The sequence below is a fragment of the Blastococcus sp. CT_GayMR20 genome (genome assembly GCF_004570345.1).
Genome location: NZ_SPQM01000133.1, coordinates 1 through 12,314, shown reverse-complemented (window position 1 = coordinate 12,314; position 12,314 = coordinate 1). Strand labels below are relative to the sequence as shown.

The window sequence follows — 12,314 nt, the reverse complement described above, 5'->3', positions numbered from 1 at the left end:
TCCCGCCCACGGGCGGCGCGGTGCCGCGCTCCGCCGAGCGGCGGGTCACCCGCCGCGCGATCTCGTTGGCCACCACCACGGCCAGCACGATCGTGCCCTGCACGATGATCACCACAGACGACGGATAGTCCTGGATCTGCAGCGGTACCAGCGACCGGTCGAGGAAGCCGAACAGCAGGGCGGCGAACGCGATGCCGAGCGGTCGGTTGCGGCCCAGCAGCGCGACCGCGATGCCGAGGAAGCCCAGCCCGGCGGTGAATTCGGTCGTGTACGAGTGGGTGTTACCCAGCAGGTCGGGCAGGCCGATCAAGCCCGCGACGGCGCCGGAGAGCAGCATCGTCTTGACCACCATCCCCCTCGCGTTGACCCCGCTGGCGCTGGCGGCCGACGGCGACATCCCGCTCGCCTTGAGGTCGAAGCCGAACCGGGTGCGGTTGAGGAGCACGGCGATGGCCGCGCCGACCACGACGGCGACGATGAGGAAGCCGTAGAGCTGGCGGGGCGGGTTGGCCAGCCCGAGGAGGTCGAACACGCCGTTCAGGGCCGGCATCTGACCCGACTCGGGGATCTCGGCGGTGCTGACGATCGAGGCACCCTCCTCGCTGCCCCGGAGCGGGCCGGTCAGCAGGTAGGACGCGATGCCGAGGGCGATGAAGTTCATCATGATCGAGCTGATCACCTCGCTGACACCGCGCGTCACCTTCAGCACCGCGACGATGCCGGCCCAGATCGCGGCCACGGCCATCGCCACGACCACGATCAGCAGGATGTGCAGCGGCCCGGGCAGCGCGACCGCGGCGCCGAGCCCGGCCGCCACGATCGTCGCGAGCCGGTACTGGCCCTCGACGCCGATGTTGAACAGGCCCATCCGGAACGCGATCGACACCGCGAGCCCGGCGAGGAACAGCGGGATCGCCCGGTTGACGATCACGACCATCGCTGTGACCTGCTGCGCCGGCGTCTCGCCGAAGTCCACCATCACGGCGAAGACGTCGAACGGGTTCACCCCCAGCGCCGCCATGACGACCGAGGAGATGATCAGCGCGATCACCACCGCGAAGAGGGACGGGAGGAGGGCCGGCGCGAGCCGGCGGAGGAAGGTCATGCCGCACCTGCCGTGTGGTGGGCCCCGGTCATGTGGCCGCCGAGCTCCTCCGGCGTGACGCGGGCCGGGTCGAGCGTGGCCACCAGCCGGCCCCGCAGCATCACGTGCAGCGTGTCCGACAGGCCGATCAGCTCGTCGAGGTCGGCGGAGATCAGCAGGATTCCCATCCCCTCGGCGCGGGCGTCCTTGAGCAGTTCCCAGATCGCCGCCTGCGCCCCGATGTCGACGCCGCGGGTCGGGTGCGCCGCGATGAGCAGCCGGGGGTCGGAGCTCATCTCGCGCCCGACGATGAGCTTCTGCTGGTTCCCGCCGGACAGGGCGACGGCGAGGGTGTCGGGGCTCGGCGCCCGGACGTCGTACTGCTGCATGATCCGCTCGGTGTCGGCGCGGGCCGACTTGCGGTCGATGAACATGCCCTTGGCGGCCGGCGGCAGCGTCTGGTGACCCAGGATCCGGTTCTCCCAGAGCGGCGCCTCGAGCAGCATCCCCTGGCGGTGGCGGTCCTCCGGGATGAAGCCCAGGCCGGCCTCGCGGCGGGCGCGGGTGCTCCAGTGGGTGATGTCCTCGAGGCCGACGGAACCGCCGTCGCCCGTCCCCCCGCCGTCGAAGACGACCGTCCCCGCCGCGAGCGGACGCAGGCCCATGATCGCGTCGACCAGCTCGGCCTGGCCGTTGCCCTCCACGCCGGCGATGCCCACGACCTCGCCCTCGCGGACGGTGAGGCCGACGTCGTCGATCAGGGGCCGGCCCTCCGGGGTGACCACGGTGAGGTGCTCGACGGAGATGACGGGCTTCTCGCGCACCGTGGACGTGCGGGTCTCCGGCGACGGCAGCTCGGCCCCGACCATCAACTCGGCCAGCTGGCGGACCGTCGTCGTCTTCGGGTCGGCCGTGCCCACCGTGGTGCCGCGGCGGATGACGGTGATCGAGTTCGCGACGCGACGGACCTCGTCGAGCTTGTGGGAGATGAAGAGGACCGTGAGTCCCTCGCGGGTGAGCTCCGCCAGGTTGCCGAAGAGCTCGTCGACCTCGTGGGGCACCAGCACGGCGGTGGGCTCGTCGAGGATGAGGATGCGGGCGTCGCGGTAGAGCACCTTGGCGATCTCGACGCGCTGACGGGCACCGACGCCGAGGTCCTCCACGAGGACGTCGGGGTCGAGTCCGAGGGCGTAGCGGTCGGAGAGCTCGAGGATCCGCCGGCGCGCCTCGGCGCGGTCCAGCCGGCCCCCGCGGGTGGGCTCGCTGCCGAGGACGATGTTCTCGAGCACGGTGAAGTTGTCGGCCAGCATGAAGTGCTGGTGGACCATGCCGATGCCGGCGCCGATGGCGTCCGACGGGCTGCGGAGGGTCAGCTCCCGGCCGTCGATGAGGATCGTGCCCTCGTCGGGGCGGTGCTCGCCGTACAGCGTCTTCATGAGCGTCGACTTGCCGGCGCCGTTCTCGCCGACGATCGCGTGCACCTCGCCGCGGCGGACCTTCAGCTCGATGTCGCGGTTGGCGACCACACCGGGGAACCGCTTGGTGATCCCGCGCAGCTCGACGGCCAGGGGGACGGCGTCCGTCCCGGTGTCTCCCGTTGTGGCCATGGTGGGCCCCTCCCTCGGGTGCATCCACGGGGTACGCGGCGCACGTCGTCGTGTGCATCGGTGGCGACGGGGTCGACCGTCGTCACCGACTCGCCCGAGCCCGGGCGCGCCCCACGGGGGCGCGTGGAGATCGGCTCGCCGCATGATGTCGCACCCACCCGTTCCGCAGGGAAACCGGCCCCGGGAAAGCCTCTGAGCGGGTGACCGGAGCCGCGGCGACCCGGCCCCCGGAACACGACGGCGGGCCCGGGCACAGCAGCGGAGCCTGTGCGCCCGGACCCGCCGTCGGGGTCGATCGGAGTGGACGCGGACCCGCTGCCGCGGGCCCGCGTCGTGTGTCACCGGGTGGTCGGGACCTCGATGTCACCGTCGATGATCTGCTGACGGAAGTCGTCGATCTGGCCCTGGATGTCCTCGATGAAGCCGCCGGAATCCGACAGGCCGACGCCCTCGGTGGACAGGTCGTTGACGACGTCCGTGCCGCCTTCGAGGTTGCCCTCGACGAAGTCGGTGATGAAGCCCTCGACGGCGTTGTCGACGCGCTTGAGCATCGACGTCATGATCACGGCCTGCAGGGCCGGGTCGTCGACCGTCTGGTACTGGTCGGAGTCGACTCCGATCGCGCGCTTGCCCGAGGCGGCAGCCGCCTGGAACACGCCGAGGCCCGAGCCACCGGCCGCGTGGTAGACGATGTCGGCGCCGCCGTCGTACATGCCCTGCGCCGCGATCTGGCCCTTCGCCGGGTCGTTGAACCCGGAGAAGTCACCGGCCGGCGTCAGGTAGGTCGAGTCGATCGTGATGTCGGGCTTGACGGCCTCGGCCCCGGCGAAGAATCCCGCCTCGAACTTCTCGATCAGGGCGCTCTCGACGCCGCCGACGAAGCCGACGTGGTTCGTCGTGGTCTTGAGCGCGGCCGCGACGCCCGCCAGGAAGGAGCCCTGCTCCTCGGCGAACAGCAGGCCGGTGAGGTTGTCGGCACCGATCTCGGCCACCGACGAGTCGATGATCGCGAATGTCGTGTCCGGGTACTGCTCGGCCACCTCGCCGATGACGTCGCCGTAGGCGAAGCCGACGGCGATGATCGGGTTGTGGCCCTCGTCGGCGAGCTGGGTCAGCAGGTCAGCGCGGTTGGAGGCGTCGGCGTTCGGGCTCAGGGACGTGTAGTCGCCCCCGTTCGCCTCGATCGCGGCCTCGACCCCGGCGATGGAAGAGTCGTTGAACGAGCGGTCGCCCTCACCGCCGGTGTCGAAAGCCAGACCGACGTTGAGCTCCTCGGCAGCGGCGGTGCCCTCGCTGCCGCCGCCGCCGTTGCCGCCTTCTTCGTCGCTGGCACAGGCCGCGAGGGCCAGGCTGCCGGCGAGCAGCAGAGCCGCGGTCTTCGTCATCCGCGCTGAGCGCAAGACGATCTCCTCTCTGGGAGGACGTGCCGTCCGTCGTCCCCGGCACGTCCCGTGTGTGTTCAGGACTTGTGCCGCCGTCCCGTCCGTCGTGGCCGGCGGCGGCACACGATCAGGGCACGCTAACCGCGGTTCCGGCCGGGGCCGCCGGCGAGGGCCGGACTGAGACACGATCGTTGCGAAGATCGCCGGACGGGCGTGGCCCGACGGCCCCGCCTAATCTGCGTCCTCATGGGGCGACGGTGGCCGGGCGCACGGCTGTTCGCCGTCGTGCTGGTCACCGGCGCGCTCAGCCTCCCGGGTGTCGTCGCGACGGCGGACGAGCCGCGCCCGACGGTCGACCCCAGCGCGCCGACACCGACCGCGCCCTACGCGGGACGCCCACCCCAGGGCTCCGCGCCCGACGGCGGCACCGTCGGCGGCGACGACCTGGACACCCGCGAGATCGTCGTCCCCGAGGACACCCCCGACCTGCCCCAGGGACTGGCCGCCTCCGGCTGGCTCGTCGCCGACGCGGTCACCGGGGAGGTGCTGGCGGCCCGCGATCCGCACGGTCGCTACTACCCCGCCAGCACGTTGAAGACGCTGACCCTGCTGACCCTGGCGCCGCGCCTCGACCCTGCCCAGGTGGTCGAGGGCACGACGGAGGACGAGAACGTCGAGGGCAGCCGGGTCGGGCTGGTCCAGGGCGGCCGGTATCCCGTCGGCCTGCTCTTCCAGGCGCTGATGCTGCAGTCGGGGAACGACGCGGCCAACGCGCTCGCGCGGGCGGCCGGCGGCCTGTCGGCCACGGTCGAGGCCATGAACGACACGGCCGTGGGGATCGGCGCCTACGACACCGTCGCGGGGACGCCGTCGGGCCTGGACGTCGCGGGACAGTCCTCCTCCCCCTACGACCTGGCTCTCATCTTCCGGGCGCTCCTCGACGACCCGGAGACGGCGGCGATCCTCGGCACGCCGACTGCCACCATGCCCGCGGTCGAGGGGCGCTCCCCCGGCTACCAGATCCAGAACCAGAACCCGCTGCTCACCACCTACCCGGGCAACCTGGGCGGCAAGACGGGCTTCACCGACGCCGCCCGGCACACGTTCGTCACCGCCGCCGAGCGCGACGGCCGCCGACTCGTCGTGAGCGTGATGGACACCGAGAACGTCCCGTTGCGGGCGGCCGACCAGGCGGCGCTCCTCCTGGACTGGGCGTTCGCGCTGCCCCCCGGCGTCGACGGCGTCGGGCGGCTCGTCCGGCCCGCGGACCTCACCGCGGCCCCGGCAGCGACCTCGCGCGGGGCACGGGCGGAGCGGACGACGTCGACCGGAGCCGCCGGACCCGCCGAGGACCCGCCGTCCCCGCTCGTCCCGGCGGCACTGGCCGGTGGCGCCGTCCTCATCGTGGTGGCCACCGTGATCGGCCGCCGGCGAGCGGTGCGCCGCGTGCCCGCCGGAAAGGCCGACGGCGCGGCCGTCAGGCGTCCGCCCGGACGGGCTCCCCCGCCGTCCGGGGAGGGGCCGCCGACGCGACCCTCCGGAGGGTCGCCGTCCACGCGGCCGTGAAGAAGGCGAACCGCGCCACCAGGTTGATCCAGACCAGCAGGCCGACCGCGCCGCCGAACGCCGACGCGGTGACGCTGTCGGAGATCAGCGACAGGTAGTAGCCGCCGATCAGCTTGAGCGCCTCGAACCCCGCGGCGCCGAACAGTGCCCCGGGGAGGAGCAGCCGCAGCGGGTGCGAGATCGACGGGACGACCCGGAGCAGCCACAGGAAGACGACGAGGTCGACGACCAGTGCCAGGGCCAGGCCCAGGGCCCAGGTCAGCACGCCGTAGCCGGGCGTGTCCTCCAGGCTCAGCAGGTCGAGGATCCACGACGTCCCCTGGGTCACCACTCCGGTGAGGCCGAGGCTGAGCAGTCCGATCGCCCCGAGGACGACGAGCGCGACGAGGTCCTGCAGGTTGTCCCGGAGGACGTCGGGCTCGTCCACCTCGCCTTTCCAGATGAGCTCCATGCCGATGCGCAGCTTGTCCATCGTCCGCAGCCCGGCGTAGACGAAGCCGGCGAGGCCGATCAGTCCGATGAAGCCCGCCCCGTCGATCGCCTCGGACAGCTGGTCGACCAACTGGTTCCCGAGCGAGCCGGGGAAGGTCTCCCGGATGGCGGTGAACAGCTCCTGCTGCAACAGCTCGTCGCCCGCGAGGAACAGGCCGACGATGGAGGCGACCAGCAGCAGCACGGGGAACAGGCCGAGGAACGCGTAGTACGTGACCCCCGCGGCCATGAGGTCGCTCTGCACGCGCTGGTACCGGCCGCCGGCGCGGGCCAGGTGGTCGAACCACGGACGGCGCCGGCGCTGGCCGGCGACCACTGCCTCCCCCCAGGCGTAGGCCCGGGTGAACCACGGCTCGCGACCGGGCCTCGGATCGGCGGCGGAGCTCACCGCCCGAGTCTGCGGGTTCGGCCGCCCGGGCGCGCCTCGTTCAGTGCGGCGGACCGGTCAGCGGGTACTCGCGGGCGACCGCCCAGGCGCCGCCCGCGGTCTGCTCGAACTCGGTGAACGCCGTGACGGGGAACTCGGCGGAGAGGTCGGCCAGGCCGCTGTAGGCCAGGTCGAGCATGTCGCCCGGCACGTCGTGGGCCACCGTGACGTGCGGGTGGTACGGGAAGGCCAGGGACCGGGCGAGCGGCCCCCGCCGGACGTCGTTGGCGATCAGTTCGCAGTTGCCGATGCCGCGGGCGACCGCCACGAAGACGACGTCCGCCACCGGGGCGAAGGTGCCGGTGCCCGCCAGGTGCATCGCGAACGGCGGGTGACAGCGCGCGACCTCGGTGAGGTGCGCGGTGATCGCGGCGCGGTCGGCCACGGCGACCTCGGTCGGCGGCAGGAGCGTCACGTGCGGCGGCACCAGGCTGGCCTGCGGGTCGCCGACCTTGGACCGCCAGTCGACCAGCAGCTGGGCCCAGGGCTCCGGAATGGGCACGACGATGCCCAGGACCGTGGTCTCCGGCGGGGACGGGAGCCGGCTCACGAAGGTGTCGTCGTTCATCCGCCGCTCCCGGCCGGAGCGGGAGGCAGGAAACCGACCCGGTCGTAGACCGTCGCGACGGTCCCCGCGGCCACCTCGCGGGCGCGGACGGCGCCCTGCGCCAGGACCCGCTCCAACTCGGCCGTGTCGTCCAGGAGCTCCAGCGTCCGGGCGCGGAACGGGGACACGAAGTCGGTCACGACCTCGGCCAGCTCCTTCTTCAGGTCGCCGTAGCCGCGCCCCGCGAACTGCTCCTCGAGCGCGGCGATGCTCTGGCCCGACAGCGCGCTGTGGATCGTCAGCAGGTTGGTGACGCCGGGCTTCCCGACCGGATCGGCCACGACCTCGCGGCCGGTGTCGGTGACCGCCGACCGGATCTTCTTCGCCGTCACCGCGGGGTCGTCGAGCAGGTCGACGCAGCCGGCGGGAGGAAGGCTCTTGCTCATCTTCTTGTCCGGCGACTGCAGGTCGAGGATCTTGGCCGCACCCTGCGGGATGTGCGCCGCGGGGACGGTGAACGTCGTCCCGAACCGGGCGTTGAACCGGGTGGCCAGGTCGCGGGTCAGCTCCAGGTGCTGCCGCTGGTCCTCACCGACGGGCACCTGGTCCGCCTGGTAGACGAGGATGTCGGCGGCCTGCAGCACCGGATACGTGAACAGCCCGACCGAGGCGCCGGAGGTGCCCTCGCGCTGGCTCTTGTCCTTGAACTGGGTCATCCGGCTGGCCTCGCCGAACCCGGTGAGGCACTCCATCACCCAGGACAGCTTCAGGTGCTCGGGGACGTGGCTCTGCACGAACAGCGTGCTGCGCGATGGGTCGACACCGAGTGCGAGCAGCTGCGCGGCGGACACGAGGGTGCGGCGGCGGAGCACCGCCGGGTCCTGCGGGACGGTGATCGCGTGCAGGTCGACGACGCAGTAGAACGCCTCGGTCGTGTCCTGCAGGCTCACCCATTGCCGCAGCGCACCGAGGTAGTTGCCGAGGTGGAACGAGTCCGCCGTCGGCTGGATGCCTGAGAGGACACGGGGAAGAGGCACGTCGGTCATCAAACCAGCCTCCGGCGGCCCGCGTTCCGGCCTCCCCCGTTCCGCTGTCCGCCGTTACGCGTTCGGGGAGGTCAGGGACCGGACGTCGTCGAGAGCCGCGAGGAACACGTCGTCCTCCTCGGGCGTGCCGACCGTGACGCGGATCCCCTCGCCGGCGAACGGCCGGGTGATGACGGCGCGGGCCTCCAGGGCGACGGCGACCGGGAGCGTCTGCTCCCCCAGCGGGAGCCAGAGGAAGTTCGCCTGGCTGTCCTCGACGGCCACGTCGCGCTCGCGCAGGGCGGCGGTCAGCCGGTCCCGCTCGGCCACGACGGCCGCGCACCGCGCCCGGACCTCGTCCTCGCTGGCCAGGGCCGCCACTGCGGCCGCCTGGGCGAGCATCGAGACGCTGAACGGCACATGGGTCTTGCGCACCGCCTCGGCCACGGCCGGGTCCTCGGCGACCAGGTAGCCGACGCGCAGGCCCGCCAGGCCCCAGGCCTTGGAGAACGTGCGGAGGACGGTCACGTTCGGCCGACCGCGCATCAGCTCGATGCCGTCGGGGACGTCGGGGTCGGTCACGAACTCGCGGTACGCCTCGTCGAGGACGACGAGGGTCTGCTCGGGGACGGCGTCGAGGAACCGCTCGAGTTCCGGTCGCCGCACCGCCGTCCCGGTGGGGTTGTTCGGGTTGCACACGAAGACGAGGCGGGTGCTGTCGTCGATCGCGGCCAGCAGTCCGTCGAGGTCGTGGGTGTCGGCGGGCCCGCCGGGGCGGCCGGGGACCAGCGGCACCTGGATCGCGCGGGCGGCGGCGACGCGGGCGAGCAGCGGGTACATCTCGAACGAGCGCCACGCGAAGGCGATGCTCGTGCCCGGATCGTTGTAGGCCTGCGCCAGCTCCTGGCACAGGGTCACCGCGCCGCAGCCGGTCGCCACCTGGACGGGGTCGACGCCGTAGCGCTCGGCCAGCGCACGGGTCAGGACGACGGCACCGTTGTCCGGGTAGCGGTTCGTCTCACCGGCCGCGGTGGCGAGCGCCTGGACGACGGCCGGCAGCGGCGGGAACGCGACCTCGTTGCTGGCCAGCTTGACGGCGCGCTCGACGCCGATCTCGCGGGCGAGGTCGGCGGGGTTGCGCCCGGGCTTGTACGCCGGCAGCTCCTGCACGGTGGGGCGAGCGCGCACCACGACGTCCTGACCTCCCGACCTAGGGTTGCCCCCATGCGCGTTCTCGTCGCCGGTGGAGCCGGCTACATCGGCAGCGTAGTCACGGCTGCGCTGCTGGCCGGAGGCCACGAGGTGACCGTCCTCGACGACCTCTCCACGGGGCACGCGGACGCCGTGCCGCAGGGCGCGACGCTGGAGGCGGTCTCGCTGCACGACTCGGCTCCGGTCCTCGCCCGGGTACGCCCCGAGGCGGTGCTGCACTTCGCGGCGAAGAGCCTCGTCGGGGCCTCCCAGCAGCAGCCGGAGGACTACTGGCACACCAACGTCGGCGGGTCGCTGGCCCTGCTCGAGGCGATGCGGGCGGCCGACTGCCGCCGGATCGTCTTCTCGTCGACGGCGGCCACGTACGGGGAGCCGGAGTCGGTGCCGATCCGCGAGGACGCCCCGACCCGGCCCACCAACACCTACGGCGCCTCGAAGCTCGCCGTCGACCACATGCTCACGTCCTACGCGGTGGCCCACGGCTTCGCCGCCGTCAGCCTGCGCTACTTCAACGTGGCGGGGGCGGCGTACGGCCTCGGCGAGCGGCACGCGACGGAGACCCACCTGATCCCGATCGCACTGCAGGTCGCGGCCGGGCAGCGGGAGTCGATGACCGTCTACGGCGCGGACTACCCCACGCCCGACGGCACCTGCATCCGCGACTACGTCCACGTCGGCGACCTCGCCGACGCCCACCTGCTGGCCCTGCCCGCCCCAGCGCCCGGCAAGCACCGCATCTACAACCTGGGCAACGGCACCGGCTTCTCGGTGCAGGAGGTCGTCGACGCGGTGCGCGAGGTGACCGGGCACCCGGTGCCGGTGGTCGTCGGCGATCGGCGGGCCGGCGACCCGGCCCAGCTCGTCGCGTCGAGCGACCGCATCCGCGCCGATCTGGGCTGGAGGCCGGAGCACACCGACCTCGCCGGGATCGTCCGCGACGCGTGGGACGTCACCCGGGCTCGCTGACTCAGCCCGGCGCGGCCTCGGCGCGGCTCTCGTCGTCGACGGGTGCGGGAGGGGGGCCGACCAGGAGCCGGGAGATCCGCCGTCCGTCGAGCTCGAGCACCTCGACCGTGCGGCCCTCGACCTCGATCGTGTCCCCGACCTCGGGCAGCCGGCCCAGCTCGGCGAGGACGTACCCGGCGACCGTCTCGTAGGGGCCGTCCGGGAGCTGCAGACCGGTGGCCTCGGTGAAGTCGTCGAGGTTCAGCAGGCCGTCGACCTCGCGGGGGCCGCCGGGCGGCTGCTTGCCGTCGGGGGTGACCTCCTCGTCGTACTCGTCGTAGATCTCCCCGATGACCTCCTCGATGAGGTCCTCCAGGGTCACGATCCCGTCGGTGCCGCCGTACTCGTCGACGACGATCGCGAGGTGGTGGTTCTCCCGCCGCATCTCGCTGAGCGCCTTGAGGACGCCGGCGGTGCCCGGCAGGCGCTTCACCTCCCGCGCCAGGTCGCCCACGGTGGCGGCCCGGCCCGCCGGGTGGTTGGGGAGGAACAGGTCGCGCACGTGGACGAAGCCGACGACGTCGTCCTCGTCGCGTCCGACGACGGGGAAGCGGGACCAGTTGGAGTCCGCGACCTGCTTGGCGGCGCGGCTGGCGGTCATCGAGGCCTCGAGGAAGGCGACCTCCGTGCGGGGGGTCATGACCTCGCGGACCTCGCGCTCGCCCGCGCGGAAGACCTCGTCGATGAGCCGACGCTCGTCGCTGCTGAGCGACTCGTGGGCCGCGACGAGGTCGCGCAGCTCCTCCTGGCTGATCGACTCGCCGCTGACCTTGGGATCGCCGCCGAGGAGCCGGACCAGGAGGTTCGTCGAGACCGAGAGCAGCCAGATGACCGGCCGCGAGAGCTTGGCGATGAAGTTGAGCGGCGCGGCGACGAGCAGCGAGAAGCCCTCGGCCCGCTGCAGTGCCAGGCGCTTGGGGGTCAGCTCGCCGACGACCAACGACAGGTAGCTGATCGCGATGGTCACGAGCACCAGGGCGAGGGTGGTGGACAGACCCGAGGACAGTCCCTGGCCCTCCATCCAGCGCGCGAGCGGTGCCGACAGCGTGCTGGCGCCGAAGGCGGCGGAGAAGAACCCGGCGAAGGTCACTCCCACCTGGACGGCGGCGAGGAAGCGGTTGGGGTCGCTGAGCAGTCGCTGGACGGCGTGCCCGCGCCGGCCCTGTTCGGCCATGGCGCGTACCTGTCCCTCGCGGAGGGAGACCAGTGCGATCTCGGCGCCGGAGAACACGCCCCCGATCAGGACGAACGCCACGACCATGACGATGCTGAGCCAGACGTCGCTCACCGGCGGCGCGCTCCTCGGGGTATTCGGGTGGGACTCACAGGCCCATGGTGCCTGGTCCCGCCCCCCTGCGGGCAGCCGCACGAGGGGACGGCGCTCCTTTCCACGCGGATCGTGACGTTCCTCATGGGGACTGACGGTGACCTTGCGCGCACCGTTAGTCTCGGTCAGGTAACGAATCGTGATTCAACCGTGGTGAGGTAACTCCGTGCGTCATCGTTCTGCCGAGCTGCCGCTCCCTGCCCGGGCCTCCGGCACTCCTACCCGAGTGACGCGTTCCCGTCGCGGCCGCTTCGCCCTCAGCGCTCTGGTCAGCTCGACCGTCGCCTCGTTCGTGCTGGTCGTCCCCGTGGTGGCAGGCACCGACACCGGGACGTCGGCCGGGGTCTTCACCTCGTTCGCGTCCTCTCCCGCGACCCAGGGGTCCAGCAGCGATTCGCCGGTCGTGATGGGGCTCGACGGCGGGCCGCTGTCGTCGTCCTTCGCCGGGGCGGCGGCGTCGACCACGGGCCCGGAGGCCGCCGACGTCGAGGCGGCCGACCCCGCGACCGTGGCGCCCGAGCCGACACCGGTGACCCCTCCGGCCCCGGTCGCGGAGACTCCCGCGCCGGCACCGGAACCCGCTCCGGAGCCGGCCGTCGAGGAGGCGCCCGCACCCGCGCCCGCACCCGCGCCGGCGCCG

General features: G+C 72.6%; 11 protein-coding genes. 3 read left to right on the top strand and 8 right to left on the bottom strand.

The genetic code is table 11. The features are described from left to right. The 3 genes from E4P40_RS22075 to E4P40_RS22065 form a co-directional block, all read right to left on the bottom strand. On the bottom strand, positions 1-1,105 hold a 1,105-nt coding region (locus E4P40_RS22075), incomplete at its 3' end, for an ABC transporter permease (protein WP_135160565.1). Next, on the bottom strand, positions 1,102-2,691 hold the full coding sequence (locus E4P40_RS22070) for an ABC transporter ATP-binding protein (RefSeq protein WP_135160564.1): 1,590 nt from the start codon (positions 2,689-2,691) through the stop codon (positions 1,102-1,104). The genes E4P40_RS22070 and E4P40_RS22075, both read right to left, overlap by 4 nt. Before the next feature lie 338 nt (positions 2,692-3,029). Then, complete coding sequence (locus E4P40_RS22065; protein WP_135160563.1) at positions 3,030-4,076, bottom strand: BMP family ABC transporter substrate-binding protein; 1,047 nt, start codon at positions 4,074-4,076, stop codon at positions 3,030-3,032. Between the two features lie 243 nt (positions 4,077-4,319). On the opposite strand from E4P40_RS22065, the gene E4P40_RS22060 reads away from it, so the two are divergent. Beyond that, on the top strand, positions 4,320-5,639 hold the full coding sequence (locus E4P40_RS22060) for a serine hydrolase (protein WP_135160562.1): 1,320 nt from the start codon (positions 4,320-4,322) through the stop codon (positions 5,637-5,639). Here the strand turns inward: E4P40_RS22060 and E4P40_RS22055 are convergent. From E4P40_RS22055 to hisC, 4 genes are read right to left on the bottom strand one after another with little or no spacing between them, the layout of a single operon-like run. Continuing rightward, entirely contained in the window at positions 5,551-6,519 is a 969-nt protein-coding gene (locus E4P40_RS22055) for a YihY/virulence factor BrkB family protein (RefSeq protein WP_245160504.1), read from the bottom strand. The two genes, E4P40_RS22060 and E4P40_RS22055, sit on opposite strands and share 89 nt — an antisense overlap. Before the next feature lie 40 nt (positions 6,520-6,559). Then, positions 6,560-7,126, bottom strand: coding sequence for a 2'-5' RNA ligase family protein (locus tag E4P40_RS22050; RefSeq protein WP_135160561.1), 567 nt, complete (start codon positions 7,124-7,126; stop codon positions 6,560-6,562). Further along, positions 7,123-8,151 (bottom strand): tryptophan--tRNA ligase, encoded by a 1,029-nt coding sequence (gene trpS, locus E4P40_RS22045; protein WP_135160560.1) that lies wholly within the window; start codon positions 8,149-8,151, stop codon positions 7,123-7,125. Before trpS ends, E4P40_RS22050 begins: the two co-directional genes overlap by 4 nt. A gap of 54 nt (positions 8,152-8,205) precedes the next feature. Further along, the gene (gene hisC, locus E4P40_RS22040; protein ID WP_245160503.1) at positions 8,206-9,318 is read right to left on the bottom strand and encodes a histidinol-phosphate transaminase; all 1,113 of its coding nucleotides are present in this window, start codon (positions 9,316-9,318) and stop codon (positions 8,206-8,208) included. A gap of 36 nt (positions 9,319-9,354) precedes the next feature. On the opposite strand from hisC, the gene galE reads away from it, so the two are divergent. Beyond that, positions 9,355-10,308, top strand: a complete 954-nt coding sequence (galE, locus tag E4P40_RS22035; protein WP_135160558.1) for a UDP-glucose 4-epimerase GalE — start codon at positions 9,355-9,357, stop codon at positions 10,306-10,308. Between the two features lies 1 nt (position 10,309). On the opposite strand, the gene E4P40_RS22030 is transcribed toward galE, so the two are convergent. Beyond that, entirely contained in the window at positions 10,310-11,635 is a 1,326-nt protein-coding gene (locus E4P40_RS22030; RefSeq protein WP_135160557.1) for a hemolysin family protein, read from the bottom strand. A 265-nt stretch (positions 11,636-11,900) separates the two neighbouring features. Between E4P40_RS22030 and E4P40_RS28300 the strand changes: the two genes are divergently transcribed. Beyond that, on the top strand, positions 11,901-12,314 hold a 414-nt coding region (locus E4P40_RS28300), incomplete at its 3' end, for a hypothetical protein (protein WP_209305460.1).